Here is an 18,172-nt window from a genome sequence, read left to right on the forward strand (position 1 = left end):
TAAGGTGAATGAGGAAAAGTAAGGTAGAAGTTATAAAAAGCATAGTGCTGAGTATACTTGTTATACTCAGCATTTATTTGTATTACAAGGTTTATTTTGACTACAATGTCGAAGACATTGTAAAAGCAATTGATATTTATCAAAATTCTCAGTCAGATCAGCAGCTTCTAAAAAAAGCAAGAGAAATTCTGGCATCTCCTAAGGAGATGTATCTGAACATTTCTAAAAATGTGGTTGTCAGAATACTGAGCAATCAATCTCAATATTCACAGGTGGTTTCAAAGTTCATAGAAGGAATTGAAAAATCGCTTGTAAAAAAAGAGTTTGAAATAAGCCAAAAAAATATTTCTGCCAATTTTTTTAAACAAAGAAGGGTTTTAATTTTAAGCTACGGATATGAGATAGATTTCATTACTTTTGTGTATGAACTGACGAAAAGAAATATTGGTAATCTCGTGCAGGGTTTTAAGTTTGACAGGATTTTCATAGAAGAAAATGGCAAAGGAACAGTTTTGTATTTTTTTAACTCTCAAGAGCAAAGAGCAGCTATATTGAGATTTTCACCGTTTGGCTTTTTACCTTTGGAGAATTTAATTGAGAAGGATCTAAAACTTGTTTATTCATGGTCAGACAGTCTTGGATTTACTGAGATTGCCAATAAAGATATTTTGATTCCAGTTGAATTTTCAGATGTCCAATTTTCTGAGATAAAGACAAGGGAGAGTAGCTACAAAAAAGAGCTGATTGTGCGGCGGCTTTTCCCGGATACAATCTTGACAAGGAAAAATATCTTGAAAAACGGTGATGTGGTAATAACAGATGAAAGAAGAACTCTGAAGCTTAAAAATGATGGGGGCTTTGTTTTTGAATACTCGGAAAGTGCCTTTGGCGAAAAGGTTGACTCTATTTCTGATGCGCTGATGTTCTACCTGAAAACATTTTACGCAGAAGAAGATTTGAGAGTTTGTAGGCTTGAGTTCAAAAAAGAAGATGACTTTGAAATATATCTTATGACAAGGGCAAATGGAATTGATGTGGTTGCAGGAGATGGGGAATTTTGTGCTAAGATAGAAGTGCAAGGTGGAAGACTGCAAGAAATTTCGGGAGATCTTTTTGACATCCTCAAGGTGAGAACCTCTCAGATAAAGGTTGACGGTATTGCAGCAATTGACGCTATAAAGGAAAGAAAAGGAGATATTTTTATAGAGGAGATAGACCTTGAATATATTTCGGGTGGAGCAAGCTCATACCCTTACTGGAAAATAAAAACCCAGAGCGGGGTTGTATATGTTGAAACAATAAAATAATAAAAGGAGATTAGAAGGTAAGATATGAATTGGGCAAAAGCCAAAACAACTGCAATTGTGGTGTTCCTTTTGATATTTGTTTTTCTTATCATAAAATATCTCAACCTTTTTCCAAAAGAAGAAACTTTGACAGATCAGCAAATAAACATGGCAAAAAATATACTTTCACAAAATTCCATAAAACTCTCTTGCAGTATTGATAGGAAGATTTATTATGTCTCGAAGCTTGGCGTTGCCATTGAGAGCAAGTATGATAATATTGTGACAAAGCTTTTTGGGAAAAGGGTTGATAGATATCAAAATGAGTTTGAAAGTAGCATCTATCACCTCAAAATCGTAAACCAGACACTTTTTTTGGAGTCCAAATATTATCAAGACCCGTTTGAACTTTTTGACATAAAAAGGGGCGATTATATAAAAGACTACGACGGAAGCTTTGTACAGGTGTACAAAGGCTATCCCATTTTTGATGGAAGGCTAACAGTAAAAGAACAGGGAAGTTCTACCTTGTACATCTTTACAAAAGTCAATCCCAGAAGGTTTGAGATTAAACGAAGCAGAGCAATCTCAGCACTTGAGGCAATTTTTAATCTTTTAAATCAGCAAAAGGGTATAAAAGAAATTCAAAATATAAAGTTCGGGTTTTATCTAAAAGATTTCAATGTCATTCAGGGTCAGGCAATTCCGGTTTGGCGGATTGTTGCAGATGGAAATGTTTATTATATAAACGGGTTTACGGGGATGTTGGAGTAAGTAGCTGAGAAGTTGAGAAAATGAGCAGGGCAGGGGCTTTATAAACTTTTAGAGCCTCTGCCTTTTTGTTTTTTCTCAAAAATCTTAAATTTAGATACCACTTCTTAAAAAAGCCCTCTTTTTTATAGACTTTGCCCCATTTTATAATAAAATCAGAAAAATAAATTGTAGCTTATGTAATATAAAAAATATAACCTCTATAGAAGGAAGGCGATGTATCATGGAATCAGCTATTTCACCGAATGTGCAGCATGGCCGCCAAAGTGGTTTTAGAAGGTTTTTGCACAAATTAAATGAACAAAAATTCCTTCAGGCAATGGCAATACCTGGTGTAATTTGGATGATTATTTTTAACTACATACCAATGTATGGAATAATAATTGCATTTAAAGAATACGACATAACTTTGGGATTTAATAAATCGCCATGGGTAGGTCTTGCTAATTTTAAGGAATTCTTTGCTGATGAAAGATTCTGGCTGATAATAAAAAACACAGTGGGAATAAGCTTTTTCAAGCTGCTTGTTGGATTTCCTCTTCCCATATTATTTGCAGTGCTTCTAAATGAGCTTGTGTCAGTTAGGTTCAAAAGAACTGTTCAAACAATATCTTACCTGCCTCATTTTATATCTTGGGTTGTGCTTGGCGGAATACTTATGAACTGGCTATCAGAGACAGGTCTTATTAATATAATTTTAGCGAAAATAGGAATATTAAAACAGCCTGTAGCTTTTTTAGCAGAACCAAAATATTTTTGGGGCATCACGGTTGTGTCTGAAGTTTGGAAGGAACTTGGCTGGAATGCGATAATATACTTAGCTGCAATTGCTGGAATTGACCCCGAACTTTATGAAGCAGCAACGGTTGATGGTGCAGGAAGGTTCACAAAGATGTTCAAGATAACCATACCGTGTATCTCTGGTACAATTGCTATTATGTTTATTTTGGCAGTAAGTGGGCTTATGAACTCTAATTTTGACCAGATATTTGTTCTCAGAAACCCGCTTAATGCAGATGCTTCAGATGTAATTGATATTTACGTTTACCGAATGGGAATAGAGGCGTTCAGATTTTCGTATGCAACTGCAATAGGACTTTTTAAATCGATAATTGCGTTGATATTACTTCTTACTGCAAATGGAGTAACAAAGAAACTCACTGATAAATCATTATTCTAATTTCTGTATACTGTGAATTTGAGCTGTGAAAAGAGGTGTAAAGAATAATGAAAATCAAATCTTCAGTTGGCGACAAGGTATTTGATATATTTAATGTAACGTTAATGCTTATTATATGTTTCTTAACATTATATCCGGTATGGTACATCATAGTATATTCATTTAACGAAGGAAAAGATGCAATGCTTGGCGGTATTTACTTTTGGCCGCGCAAGTTTACGCTGGATAACTATAAAATAGTGTTTAGCAATAGCGACATAACAACGGCGTTCATGGTAACAGTGGCACGAACAGTTATAACAACCACACTGCATGTATTTTTCACTGCTATGGTTGCATATGCCTTTTTGAAAAAAGAACTCATGGGAAGAAAGATTTACATGGCAATGGGGACAATCACCCTCTTTTTTGGAGGAGGTCTTATACCATACTTTCTATTGATTAAAAGTTTGGGACTTTACAATACCTTTTGGGTGTATGTAATACCTGGAATGTTCAACTTTTATAATCTTATAATCTTCCAAGCCTTTTTTAGAGAACTTCCTATTGAACTTGAAGAGTCTGCAAAAATTGATGGAGCAAACGACTTTATAATCTTTACAAGAATAATACTTCCACTATCAACACCGGTTTTAGCAACAATTGCACTTTTTGTAGGCGTTTATAACTGGAATGACTATTTTATGGGGGTTATATTTATCAACAATCCAAAACTTCAGCCGATACAAACATTTTTGTACAAGGTCATAGCCCAGACAACATCTAATCAGATGCTCGCATATGCACCAGGCGGGATTGCAACCAGAAATGTAACCTCTCAATCTCTCAAAATGGCTACAATGGTTATAACTACGTTGCCAATTGTATGTGTCTATCCATTTCTGCAAAAATATTTTGTAAAAGGGCTTTTAATCGGCGCTATAAAAGGCTAAGAAAATACCAATAAAACTTTTCAGAAGCATTAACTGCACATTATGTGCGGTTGATGAAAAATAAAATATTACAAGAAGGAGGTATTTTTTAGTATGAGAAAACTCAAACTAAAAAGACTTTTTGCTGTGTTTGTAGTCATTGCGTTTGTTGCAAGCTTAATTCCATTTGCGATTGGCAGTGCAGCAAGTTCTGTCAAGCCGGGCTGGAAAGAAGATGCCAAAAAACCAATCACATTTGATTGGTACATCAACTTTTCATGGTTCGGGACAAAATGGGGTGGTAATGCAGTTTCTGACTACATCACTAAAAAGACGGGCGTAAAGATTAATTTCATCGTCCCGGCAGGAAATGAAAATGAAAAGCTCAATGTTATGATTGCTTCAAACACATTGCCAGACTTTATAACTCTTGGCTGGTGGGAAGAAGCAGTAAGAAAAATGATATCAGGAAAACTTGTATATGCTTTAGACGAACTTGCAAAGAAGTATGACCCGTACTTCTTCACAGTTGCAAACAAGCAAAGACTTGGCTGGTATACTCAGCCGGATGGACACGTATACGGTTATCCAAATGCATCTTACACACCAGATGATTTCAACAATCCGAAGCTTAAAATATATTCAAATCAGACATTCCTTGTAAGAAAAGATATGTACGAAGCTCTTGGCAAACCTGATATGAGAAAACCAGATACTTTCTTGAAAGCTTTGGCTGATGCTAAAAAGAAATTCCCAACAGTAAACGGTCAGCCACTTATTCCAATTGGTTTCCATGAATTTACAGACACAGGTTGTTACTCACTTGAAAGCTATCTGTGGAACTTCTTGGCACTACCTCGTGAAAAGAATGGAAAACTTTATGATATTGTTACAAATCCAGAATACATCAGATGGCTCAAGACATTTAACGAAGCTTACAGAAGAGGGCTCATTGCAAAGGATGTATTTATTGACAAGAGAGCACAGATGGAAGAAAAGATTGCTCAGGGAAGATACTTTAGTATGATTTATCAGAGAACAGACTTTGTTGCTCAGCAGCAAGAACTTTATAAGAAAAATCCTAACATGATTTATATAGCAGTTGACGGTCCTGCAAACTCAAAACTTGAAAAACCAAAACTTGCAGGTCCGGGCATTTCAGGATGGACTCTTACCATGATTTCAAAGAACAACAAAGATCCAAAAAGAGCTATAAGATTTATGAGCTACTGGCTCAGCCCAGAAGGACAGAAAGATTTCTATCTTGGACCAAAGGGCGTAACATGGGATGTAATCAAAGGCAAAGAACAGTTCAAGCCAGAAGTAGTAAAACTTATGCAGACAGACAGACCAACATTTGACAAGAAGTACGGTGCAGAACTTACCTACTGGATGCTTGGCGACTGGCCATATGTATCTCAGTGGGATCCTGGTATGCCACCATACTTGCAGCAAATGGCTGACTGGACAGTTGGCAAAACAGTTAGCTATGCTCAATATGATGGACTTGAACCACCTGCTGACAGCCCAGAGGGTATTATTGCAAGAAAGGTTGCTCTCAAATGGGGACAGACTCTACCAAAACTTATAATGGCTAAGTCAAGTTCTGACTTTGATAAGTACTTCAAAGAATTCCAGGAATACAAGAAACAAGTTGGTTATGACAAAGTCCTTGCTTATCAGCAGAAGAAGTTAGAAGAGAACAAGAAGAAGCTGGGAATTAAATAAAGTCTGTTGCTTTGTTACACAAGAGGAATTTCTCAAAACTCAAAAGGCTGATGGTATTCTGTGTGCCATCAGCCTTTTTTAAAAGCAGGGAAGTATTGCTATTTTGAATGGTTTTATAAGTGTTGATATAATGAGAGTATATATTAAAAAGATGAGGATTGATCGTAATGGATAGTTCCAAAATAAAACAGCTTGTAAGGAGCATATTTAAATTAAACATTCGTCAGAAGCTCATTTTAACTTATGTTCTCATAGTTGCACTGCCACTTACAATTCTTCAGGTGAATGCTTTTTACAGGGTAAGAATTATGACAGAAAAAGAGTATATAAGCAATATCAATTTTGAGGTTAACAAGCTCAAAAATGATATTGTGAAAAATGTTGAGCAGTTCATCAAAGCAACCCAGTTTGTCTTAAATAACCAGGAGTTTATCGAGTTTGTATCCACATACCAGGAAAGAAGTGTTGATGAGATTTTTTCATTTAAGGTAAATGTTCTTGATAAGATAGAGTACCTTCAATATGTAAATTTCAACATAAACAGGATAAGGTTTTTTACAAACAACAATTTTATTCCTGAAATGTGGCCAACATTGTACCAGATAGACAGATTAAAAAGTTTTAAGTTTATAGATAAATTCTTGTCTGATACAAAACAGACATCGCTTTGGAAACTCAACAACACTGACATGCTTGGGCCACCACTTAACAGTGAGGAAAAGGTAGTGTCATTGTATACAAAGGTTACAGATTTAGTAGGGAACTTGATTGGTATAATTGAAGTTAACATGAAAGTTGATGAATTTTTTGCGAGCGAGCTTTCGCGAGAAAGTGACAATTCGGTGACAATTGTTATTTCTGATGAGGGAGATGTAATTTTCAGCAAACAGACACCTGCTTTTTTAAAAAGGCTCAATATTAGCAGTGAAAAACTTGTTGAAATATTAGAAAAAAAGAGCACAGCTCAAGTGGATGAGGGAATTGTTCATTTAAAGATTAACAAAAATTCAGCAGCGTTTGTGTACACTCATATTCCTGTCCTGGGTATAAAACTTTACAAGCTCATTTTATTTGACGAGCTTGCACAAAAAATAAATGGAGTAACACTTCAGATGCTTGGGCAGGTATTAATTTTAATTATTGCTTCATCAATTCTGATTTTTATTTTAATCACTCTGATTCTTAAGAAGCTAAGACAGGTAATTCTCAGCATGAGAGCTGTTGAGAACGGGAACTTTGACGTCTCAATTGATATTAAGGGTGATGATGAGATTGACGAGCTTGCCCAGCATTTTTTGAACATGGTGGAAAAGCTCAAGATATTGATTGGAGAGATGGTCAGAAGAGAGGTTGCCCAGAAAGACGCTCAAATAAAGGCTTTGCAGTCCCAAATCAATGCTCATTTTATCTACAATGTGCTTGAAAATATCAAGATGATGGCTGAATACAGTGAGAATTATGATGTTTCAGACGCGATAACAAAACTTGGCAAGATGATGAGATACAATATGAGCTGGAAGAGAAAATTTGTTACTCTCAAAGAAGAGATAGAGAATATTCAAAATTACATTTCGCTCATGAACATAAGATATGACAAGGAAATAAAACTTCTTGTAAATGTAGATAATGAAATTTTAAATATTGAGATACCAAAGCTTATTTTGCAGCCGATAGTTGAAAATGCAATAAATTATGGAATTGAACCAAAAGGCGAGGGTGGAAGCATTTTTATAGACGGAAGCATAATTGGCAATTACATAGTCATTTCAATAATAGATGATGGACTTGGGATTGAAAAAGAAAAACTTGTTGCAATTCAAATGGCTTTAGAAAATGATATAGAAACGGAATGTTATCATGGACAAGGAATAGCTCTCAAGAATGTAAACGAAAGGATAAAACTTGCCTATGGAAAGGAATTCGGAATTAAGATAGATAGCAAGTTTGGCGAGTTCACAAAGGTGACAATAACATTGCCGTACAATAGATTTTAACATTTATTCTTATTTTAAAAAGGCGGGAAGAATATGAGAAAGGTGCTAATTGTAGATGATGAAAAGCTTATTCGAAAAGGCATCAGAACGATTTTGGAAAGAAATGTTGCCGATTTAGATGAAATTAAAGAAGCATCAAATGGGAAAGAGGCTTTGGATCTTCTCTTTTCAGAAAAGTTTGACATTTTGATAATAGATATAAGACTTCCCCAGATAGATGGGATATCTGTTTTAAAGAAAATCCAAAATTTGACTCATAAACCCAAAATTATTGTAATAAGTGGATATGATGAGTTCAGTTATGCTAAAGAATGTATGCAATATGGAGCAAGAGGATATATTTTAAAACCTGTGGATAAAAAAGAGCTCATCGAAATTGTAGAAAAACTCAAAAATGAACTTCAGGAGGAAGAGAATAACTTAAGGCTTTTATCTTTGCAAAAAATTATGAGAGCGAAAATGTTTGAGGCAGAGATAAATAACATCATATTTTCAGAAATAGATATAGACAGGTTCAGAGAAAGGTTAAAGGATATGGCAATACCAGTAGATGAAAAAATTATGGCTGTATATCTTCTTCTACCTGGCGATAATTCTGAGCAAAATGATTTTTCAGCAGAAGAGGATAAGTTAAAGCTCAGTAAAATATTGCCGGAAGGAAGCTATGTTTCTACCATATATAATCAGAGAAAAGATATTTTAATATTTACAAAGATGCATTTTTGCTACGAGGATGTAAAGAAAAGCTATGAGTCTTTGACGGAGAGAAAAGTTTACATGGGCATTTGCGACTTGCAGGAAAATTTTGAGAATGTGAAGCTCCTTTATGAGAGGGCTTATAAAGCAGCATTATACTGTTTCATTTTAAACAAAGACATTGAGTTTTGGTCACAGATTTCTTGGCGTGAAAAGGAAGAGTTTAGTCAATCTGATAGGATTGAAAAATTGAAAGAGTTAATTCTTGCTGGAAAACAAAAAGAGGCAATTATATTTTTGGAAAGTATTTTTGATCACCACTTTTTTAACAAATATTCGGCAGATAGCATCTTGGCACTTTCCGAAAAACTTTACACGCAAATTGTAGACTGGTTTTGCCATCACGTGCCTAAAAAAGTTCTTGATATTCATGAATATCAAGTGCTTGCCAGCATATTCAATTTTACAACTATATCCGACTATGTAAACCACTTTAAAAAGTTTGTTGTTGAGGCAACAGAAATGATCAGTTCATTGAAGGGAATTTTGAATGTGAAAGATGAAATTGATAAGGCTATTAAATTTATAAATCAGAACTATCACAGGGACATAAATATGGCAATGGTAGCAAATCATGTATCGCTGAACTATTACTATTTTTCAACTATTTTTAAAGAAAAAACAGGTTTAAGTTTTTTGGACTATTTAAACAAAGTGAGGATTGAAAAAGCCAAGGAACTTCTTGTGAACACCGATTTAAAAGTTTGGGAGATAGCCGAGAAGGTGGGTTACAAAAATCCCAAACATTTTGCAAGAATATTCAAAGACATTACAGGGCTTACTCCAAATGAATACAGAGATGCTCAAAAAAGACTGCGAGAATAGGAAGCTTATTGTAAAACAATGATAATAACATATGCACGCATCCATTTTCAAAAAAAGACTTAAAAATAGTAACTATAACTAAAAAATGATCCCTTTTTTTGTTTGTATGATTTTGATAAATCTAAGGTATGAGAATATCAAATTTTTGAGAGGTGCGAAGGCGGATGCGAGCAAAAAAGTTTGTTGCTAATATTTTGCTGTTTACCTTTTTAATTATGAGCATTTTCCCGGGAGGAATAGCAAAAGCCAGCTCAGGTCAAATCTTCAAGGACATTTCCACTAATTTTGCAAAGGATGATATAACAAGATTTTATCAGCTTGAGCTAATAAGCGGGTATCCTGACGGAACTTTTAAACCAGCTAAAAATATCTCTGTTGCAGAATTTTGTAAAATCTTGAACAGTTACATGGGATTTGTGCAGGAAGCTCCGTTTGATGTGAGCCTAAGAATTAGCCCTCTTGCATGGTATTACAAAGAACTCAAAAAAGCTCAAGCAGCTGGTTACTTGGTGGAGTTTATAAAGGAAGGGAAGCTTGATCCAAACAGGTTTGTAACAAGACAGGAAGCTTTTGCTGCTGTTGCAGCTGCGTTGCAGCTCGACAGTCAAAAGGCCGATATTTTAAACAGCTTTTCAGATGCTCAAAAGATTGAGCCAAGGTATCTATCAGGTGTGGCAGCACTTATCAGTTTTGGGTTTGTTAAAGGCTATCCAGATGGGACATTAAAGCCAGAGAAGAGGATAACCAGGGCTGAGATTGTCAAGCTTTTAAGTAGCATAGGAGCATTAATAGTTACAAAACCGGGGGAATATACTTTGTCGAAAAATGAAGGGTTTGTAATAGTAAACAGCAGCGATGTGGAGATAAAAGATGTTTCAATAAAGGGCAACATATATATAAATCAGAGTGTAAGAGATGGCTCTGTGACTTTGAACAACGTGACTGTTGATGGTGGAAAATTGTTTGTATTTGGCGGTGGAGAAAACTCTGTCAAGCTTGTGAACACAAAAGTTAAAGAAGTAGTTATTGATAGCAAGCTTTCAAGGACAAATATTGAACTTTATAAAAACAGCCAAGCTGAGAACATAATTGTGTTGTCATCAGCAAAGGTCACACAGGTGTCTGATGAAAGTTCAATCAAATTTATTACATTAAAACAGAGTGGAAATCAATCTGCAGATGTTGAAATTAAAGCAAACTGTGAAGCACTTTATGTTTATTCTCCAAACAGCAAGGTAAATATCAAAAATTCTAAAGTAAAAAATCTGACTATATCCGACCTTGCTCAGAACTTTACACTTTCAGTGGCAAGTTCAAAGATTGACAGTGTTGAGTTAAATAGCAATGGGAACTTAAATATAGATAAAGAGTCAGGTATAGAAAAACTTGTTGTCAAGGCACTTGCAAAGGATGTGAAGATTAGTTCAAATGGCAAGATAAACGAAGCATCTGTGTATTCAGAAGGTGTCGTGTTAAACGGAAAGACTTTGTCCAAAGGCGAAAAGGTTGACATAAGTGCTGTAGAAAGCAAACAGCCTTCATCCTCAACGGCTTTACAGAGCACATTGTCAGCTCAATCTTCAGGCAGCACTTCTTCCACTACAGGCAGCAGCAGTCAAGGGTCAACAGGTGGGGCTACAGACCAGACAGGAAACAATAACCAGAACCAGCAGGGTGGCAATCAAACACAGCCGACATGGCAGCTTGTCTGGGAAGATGATTTTAATGGAAACTCAATTGACACAACAAAGTGGAATTTTACAATCGGTGCTGGCGGGTATGGCAACAATGAACTGCAGTATTACTCTTCAAGACCAGAAAATGCAAGAGTGGAAAACGGAAATCTAATAATTGAAGCAAGAAAAGAAAACTTTGAGGGAAGCCCGTATACATCTGCAAAACTGACAACCCAGGGCAAATTCTCATTCACATATGGCAAAGTTGAGGTTAAGGCAAAACTTCCGGAAGGTCAGGGTGTGTGGCCGGCTATCTGGATGATGCCGGAGGATTTGAACCTTTATGGTGGGTGGCCTGTTTGCGGTGAAATTGATATAATGGAACTTTTAGGTCATGAGCCGAACAAGGTTTATGGAACAATTCATTATGGTAATCCTCACACATACCATGGCGGCAATTACACCTTGCCAAACGGTCAAAAGTTTTCTGACGACTTTCATGTATTTGGTCTTGAGTGGGAACCAGGGAAAATCAAATGGTATGTAGATGGGCAGCTTTACTATGAAACAAGCGACTGGTTTTCAAGGTCTTCAAACGAGGCTTTTGATTATACCTATCCTGCACCGTTTGACAGGGAATTCTACCTCATACTCAACGTTGCAGTTGGTGGTAACTGGCCAGGGTACCCGCCACAGGATGCAAATTACTTCCCGCAGAAAATGGTTGTTGACTGGGTAAGAGTATACAAACCAGCAGGAGTTACCTACTCTGACAATGTAGCAAAGCCACAGGAAAGCATAACCTATCCTCAGGATGCAAGACCACCGCTTAGCGATGGGAACCTTATTTATAACGGTAGCTTTGACATCGACAGCCCAGATGTTGATGGCATAGAAGGTGTTGCTAACACTGATTACTGGCAGTTTTTGCACCTGCCTGACTTTGGCGGAGACGGCACGATTGAAAATATTGGTGGATCTGTGAAGATAAATATAACAAAGCCAGGTTCACAAACATATTCTGTCCAGCTGATTCAAAGACCAATTTGTTTGATAAAAGGCAAGACATACAAATTGACATTTAGAGCAAAGAGCGAAGGTTCAAGGACAATTGAGGTCAAGTTTTCAAGTGGCGGTGGAGATAACGGGTCTACCTGGATTGACTATGCTGTAAAGACCTTCAATTTATCTTCTGACTGGCAGGACTATTCTTACATCTTCACAATGCAAAGCAGCACATACGCAAAAGCAAGGATTGAATTTAATGTTGGACTAAATAACCTTCCTGTTTATATAGATGATGTGAAACTTATTGAGTACGATGTAAATGCCCCAAGCGCAATCAAAGAACCTCTGCCAAACGGTAACCTCATTTACAACGGCACGTTTGACCAGGGCGATGGCAGGTTTGCCGCATGGGAGTTTGCAAAAGAAACAGCAGCAGATGCAACGTATACCATTGGTTCAAAGCCAGAAGACAGGTATTTCAAGGCTGTTATAGCAAACGGTGGACAAAACTTTTCGGATATTAAACTTGTTCAGTCTAACATAAAAGTGGGCGCTGGTGAAAACCTCTTGCTTGCATTCTCAGCAAAAGCTTTTGAAAGTCCAAGACAAATAAAGGTTTATATATCTGACCAGAACTTCAATCCAATTACAGAGGTAAAAGTAGTTTCACTTTCGCTTGACTGGAATGTGTACAAATTTAACTTAAAGTCAATTGATAATTTGCCAAGCGACACAAGAGCTAAACTTGTGTTTGAAATTGGATCAAGCAATTCAGACGTTGCAATAGACAATGTCTCACTCAAAAAGGTTCTTCCATCAAGCTTTATAGTTGTTCAAGCTGAAGACTTTGGCTCACTTTCAAACGCAACAAACAATGGACAGTATGTAGCGTTTTCTCAAGGTGGTGCTGCAAGCTTTAGCGTCAATGTTCCAAAGAGTGGAGAGTACCTTGTATCTTACAAATTGAAAGCTGGGCAAGGATCAAGCCTCAAGCTTGTAGTAGGAAGCACAGTTTACGATGCAGAAGTTGCTCCAACATCAGCAAACTGGGCAGTTGTATCAGACACAGTTTATCTTGATTCAGGTGAAAATAATATGCAGCTTTTGGCAGACAATGTTGATTTGGATTATGTTGAATTTTCACCGAACTTTATCAAAAACGGAGACTTTTCAAAAGACCTTGAAAGCTGGACTACTTGGTTCGGCAATGGTGGAACTGGTGCTGCTCAAGTTTCAAGAGGACAGCTGAAAGTTTCAATTACAAACATAGGTCTTGCTTTCTGGAGCATTCAAGTAATTCAAGGGCCAATGACTCTGGAGAGTGGTAAAACATACAGAATTTCGTTTGACGCAAAGTCAACATCTGCAAGAGATATGTTTATAAAAATAGACGACTCTACTTACTATGGTCATCTTGAAAAATACGTGCCACTTACAGATAAGATGAAGAACTATACATTCGACTTTGTAATGGATGCAACAAGAAGTGATATAAGGCTTGTAATTGGACTTGGGACAATGTCACCTGGCGGTGCAAATCCGCAAACTCAAGCTCATACAGTCACAATTGACAACGTTGCAATAGCCGAAGTTTCAGAAAACTGCGGATATTTTGAAAGAGAAGTAGCAGAAATCTTGACGGGTGAAGCTGACTCAGAACCACAGCAGTTTGTTGGAGATAAGCTTTTGCCAGATGGTAGCTTTGACACACAAGAGTCTCTTAACAACTGGCACTGGTGGTCAAGTGCGGGTAACAATGTTTCGATGACCATTGAAAATGGAGAGCTAAAACTTAGTGTAAGTTCAATTGGCTCAGACCCATGGGACCCACAGCTTTACAGGCAAGAGATACCTCTTGTAAATGGTAAAAACTATAAGATTTCGTTCAAGGCAAGGGCAACTTATCCGCGCAAGATAAATGTTGCAATAGGAAAACCGCTGACATCTGCCCCATGGTTCATAGAGTACATGCCCAAAAAGACAATAGATATTACAAGTGAGATGGCACAGTATGAAATCTACTTTGCCATGAACAATCCTACAGACCTTGGGGCGAAACTTGCGATAGAGATTGGGAACGTAGCAGGGTATTCGCAGGTGCCGTTTGACATCTACTTTGATGATATCCAGATCGAAGTTGTAGATTCAATCCCGCAAGAAACTGCGCCGCCTGCGCAGCATACGCAAAAAGTGGGAGACCAGATCATTCCAGATGGCACATTTGACGTAAGTTTAGGTGAGTGGGTATATTGGAGCGGCGACCAGTGGTCAGGTGTATCGGATATGCAGGTGACAACAGAGAATGGTAAATTGAAGGTTCATTTAAATTCTGTAGGATGGCAGCCATACAGTGCACAGGTTGCAAGAAAGAACCTCACACTTGAAAACGGACTTACCTATGAGCTTAAATTCAAAATGAGCGCATCACAAAACACAAAAATTCAGGTAAATATTGGAAAAGAGCTGTCAACTGACCCGTGGTTCATAGCTTATGCACCAACAACTGTATTTGATATCGGGACTCAAGAGAAAGAATATACTCTCAGATTTAAAGTTACACAGCCAACAGATGTGACAAAGGTTGTGTTTGAGTTTGGGCCTATAAACGGTCAGAACCCTCCTCTTCCACTTGACATATATCTTGATGATGTGACATTGACTGTTGTAAGTGACCAGTAAAAGAATTAAAAACAATGTGAAACTGTTATTTTGTCAGAGAGGGTTGCAGGGCAAAGTAAGGTCTTGCAACCCTGTATTTTAAATTAAAAAAAGAAGGGGGCAAAAAAATTGCAGGCAAATCCTAAGTACTATTATGATGAAAAAACAAACTCATTTTGCATAGAGAATTATCAGATTTCAAAACCATTTTCAAGTTTTTTGCCCGGGATTGCTGGTATATTTGGAATTCCTCTTTGGTGCTTTTATGTAAACAGGGGGCAGTGCATAGTATCGTTTGGGACAAAGAACAAAGATGGCGCAATTTTGGAATTTTTGCCAGCAGATAGGGCGTACAGGCTTGCATCAACACATGGGTTTAGAACGTTTTTGAAACTCAACAAGAACCTCTTTTATGAGCCTTTTCAAATAGAGAATTTACTCTACTTTGCAAAGAGCAAAATGTCCATTTTTGCTGACCATCTTGAGATTTGCGAAGAGAATTCAAATCTTGGTATCAAGGCAGAAGTGAGATATTACACACTTGCAAACAAGAATGTGGCTTCTCTTGTGAGAGAGCTGAAGATAGTAAATGTATCAGAAAAGCCTATAGATATCGAAGCTTTAGACGGGCTTGCACTGATTGTTCCATATGGTAAAGGTGACTTTGCGCTAAAGAACATGAGCAGGACTGCTGAAGCATGGAACTTTGTTGAGAATTTAGATAAAAAAGCTCCATACTTTAGATTTCATTCATCTTCAGAGGATACAACAGAAGTTGTTGAGATAAAAGAGGGTAATTTCTTTGTAAGCTTTGATAATACGCACGGCAACTTTGAAAGATGCGATGTAGTAATTGATCCCAAAATTGTTTTTGGAATAAGCTCAGAAATAGTAAAGCCTTATGAATTTATTTTTTCAGATAATCTTGACATATCAAATCAGGTTTTTGCAAACAAGACATGCTGTGCTTTTGCATATGCAAAGAGGACTTTAAAACCGCACGAGGCTTTGAGCATCTACAGTATCATTGGGCATGCCAAGAGGGTTGATGAATTAAACCACTTTGTTGACAGTATTGACTCAGCTGAGTTTTTTGACAGAGCGTTTGAAGAAAACAAAGCTGTAATCAATGCTATCATAGAAAAAAACACAATTGTGACCTCAGACAAAAAATTAGATGAGTATGCTAAGATATGCTATCTTGACAATATCTTGCGCGGCGGTATGCCTTTTACCATTGAATATGATAATAAAAAGGATGTCATATATCTGTTTTCACGAAAACATGGTGATTTAGAGAGAGATTATAACTTTTTTGAAATTCAAGACACTTACTATTCACAGGGCAATGGTAACTTCAGGGATATTAATCAGAACAGGCGAAACGATATCATTTTTAATCCAGACATTTTTGATTTTAATGTATGGTATTTCATGAGCCTCATTCAACTTGACAGCTATAATCCTCTGGTTGTAAAAGGTGTAAAGTACAGGTTAAACAACCTCGAACATCTGGAGAAATATATAATAAATGGGAAAGAAAAGTTAAAAAAGTTTTTTGAAAAGGACTTTTTGCCATATGAGCTTATAAAGTTTTTGGAGAGCCAAGATATAAAAATCAATATATCAAAGGAAGACTTTGTAAACTGCTGTCTTGTAAATTCGGAGAAGGTAATCGAAGCAGATCCAGGTGAAGGTTATTGGATAGACCATTTTACTTACAACTTTGATCTGATTGAAAACTTTGAAAGTATATATCCTGATAAAATGAGGCAGCTGCTTTTGCAAAGAAAATATTATTACTATGACAATGAGCATTATGTAAAACCAAGAAAAGAAAGAATAAAGATTATAGAGGGGCAAATAAAACAGCACGGTGCATATGCACTTGACAAAGAAAAACAAGAGCTTATAAATTCCCGTGCTGATAAAAAAAGATATGTAAGAACTCACAATGGCCATGGCGATATTTACACAGGCAGCCTCATTGAAAAGCTTTTGGTGATACTTCTTAATAGAATGGCAAGCTTGGACCCATTTGGTGTTGGGGTTGAGATGGAGGCATCAAAGCCAGGCTGGAACGATGCGTTAAATGGCCTTCCAGGAATTTTTGGTTCGTCTGTGTGTGAGACGTTTGAGCTTTTGCGGCTTGTGAGAATGCTGAAAAAGTATTTTGAGGTTTATCTTGAAGATGTCAAGGAAATTGAAGTTTTTGAAGAGCTCTACAACTTTTTTGTCAAGCTAAAAAAACTTCTATCTCAGACGCAAGATGAAAAAGATACTCTTTTCTACTGGATTGAGAGCAATAACATAAAAGAAGAGTACAGAGAAAAGACAAGATTTGGTGTAAGTGGCAATATAGTTTGCATAAGCAGAGAAGAAATGTTGGAATTTTTAGACCTGTGCAGTGAAAAGTTTTCAAAGGCAAAAGAAAAAGCTTTCGATAGCGAAAAAGGCTTATTTTACACTTACTTTATAAATCAGCCTGTAGAATATGAGTATGATGCTCAAAAGCAGGAGATTAAGATTAAAAAGTTTTCACAAAAGAGAGTTGCATTTTTCTTAGAATCGCAGGTTAGAGCAATGAAGGTGATAGATGATAAAGAACAGAAAAGAAAAATTTACCAAAACGTAAAAGAAAGTAGCCTCTTTGATAGAGAACTAAAGATGTATAAGACAAATGAAAGTCTTGCAAATGAGACAAATCAGCTTGGTAGAATAAAAGCATTCACACCCGGCTGGCTTGAAAATGAATCCATATTTATGCACATGGAGTATAAATACTTGCTGGAGCTTTTAAAAGGTGGACTTTATACAGAGTTTTTTGAGGATTTCAAGGTGGTTTTGCCACCATATATGGACCCAGCGGTTTATGGAAGATCAATATTTGAGAATTCGTCGTTTATTGCAAGCTCAAGCAATCCTGACAAGAGCGTTCATGGGACAGGTTTTGTTGCAAGGCTTTCTGGCACAACAACAGAGTTTTTAAATATGGAGCTAATTATTCTATTTGGTGAAAAGCCATTTGAATACAAAAATGGAGAGTTAATTTTTAAACTATCTCCAAAACTACCGGGCTGGATGTTTACAGAAGAAGAAAGAGAAGTTGAGATTGTATTAAATGGGAATAAACAAACCATAGTTATAGGTAAAAACCAGTTGGCAGCAGTTCTCTTTGGCAGAACACTGGTTGTTTATCACAATCCGCGTAGGTTATGCACATATGATCCAGGAGTAAATGTTCAAAAATATATCCTACATTTTGACGGTGAAGTGGTTGAAATTGAAGGTGAAAAGGTGCCAGAACCATATTCTTATGAGATTAGAAACGGAATGTGCAAGAAAATAGAGGTTTTGTTATAGCTTCAAAGAAGGCTAC

The 18,172-nt window shown here is 36.7% G+C and carries 9 protein-coding genes; all 9 read left to right on the top strand.

Going from position 1 to position 18,172, the window contains the following annotated elements; genetic code table 11:
* The first annotated feature begins 8 nt into the window (after nucleotides 1-8).
* Nucleotides 9-1,307 (top strand): two-component system activity regulator YycH, encoded by a 1,299-nt coding sequence (yycH, locus tag COB47_RS00345; RefSeq protein WP_013289452.1) that lies wholly within the window; start codon nucleotides 9-11, stop codon nucleotides 1,305-1,307.
* Nucleotides 1,308-1,331: 24 nt separating this feature from the next.
* Nucleotides 1,332-2,060, top strand: a complete 729-nt coding sequence (locus COB47_RS00350) for a two-component system regulatory protein YycI (protein ID WP_013289453.1) — start codon at nucleotides 1,332-1,334, stop codon at nucleotides 2,058-2,060.
* 220 nt (nucleotides 2,061-2,280) lie between these two features.
* Nucleotides 2,281-3,237: an ABC transporter permease gene (locus tag COB47_RS00355; protein ID WP_013289454.1), complete on the top strand. Its 957-nt coding sequence runs from the start codon at nucleotides 2,281-2,283 to the stop codon at nucleotides 3,235-3,237.
* Between the two features lie 47 nt (nucleotides 3,238-3,284).
* A complete protein-coding gene (locus COB47_RS00360; protein WP_013289455.1) occupies nucleotides 3,285-4,169 on the top strand; it encodes a carbohydrate ABC transporter permease in 885 nt (294 codons plus the stop codon).
* A 93-nt stretch (nucleotides 4,170-4,262) separates the two neighbouring features.
* Complete coding sequence (locus tag COB47_RS00365; RefSeq protein ID WP_013289456.1) at nucleotides 4,263-5,876, top strand: extracellular solute-binding protein; 1,614 nt, start codon at nucleotides 4,263-4,265, stop codon at nucleotides 5,874-5,876.
* 167 nt (nucleotides 5,877-6,043) lie between these two features.
* Complete coding sequence (locus tag COB47_RS00370; protein ID WP_013289457.1) at nucleotides 6,044-7,870, top strand: sensor histidine kinase; 1,827 nt, start codon at nucleotides 6,044-6,046, stop codon at nucleotides 7,868-7,870.
* A gap of 33 nt (nucleotides 7,871-7,903) precedes the next feature.
* Nucleotides 7,904-9,451, top strand: a complete 1,548-nt coding sequence (locus COB47_RS00375) for a response regulator transcription factor (RefSeq protein ID WP_013289458.1) — start codon at nucleotides 7,904-7,906, stop codon at nucleotides 9,449-9,451.
* Nucleotides 9,452-9,615: 164 nt separating this feature from the next.
* Nucleotides 9,616-14,814, top strand: coding sequence for a carbohydrate binding domain-containing protein (locus tag COB47_RS00380; protein ID WP_013289459.1), 5,199 nt, complete (start codon nucleotides 9,616-9,618; stop codon nucleotides 14,812-14,814).
* Between the two features lie 108 nt (nucleotides 14,815-14,922).
* Nucleotides 14,923-18,156 (top strand): hypothetical protein, encoded by a 3,234-nt coding sequence (locus tag COB47_RS00385; RefSeq protein WP_013289460.1) that lies wholly within the window; start codon nucleotides 14,923-14,925, stop codon nucleotides 18,154-18,156.
* Nucleotides 18,157-18,172 lie beyond the last annotated feature (16 nt).

The organism is Caldicellulosiruptor obsidiansis OB47 (assembly GCF_000145215.1).
GTDB lineage: Bacteria > Bacillota > Thermoanaerobacteria > Caldicellulosiruptorales > Caldicellulosiruptoraceae > Caldicellulosiruptor > Caldicellulosiruptor obsidiansis.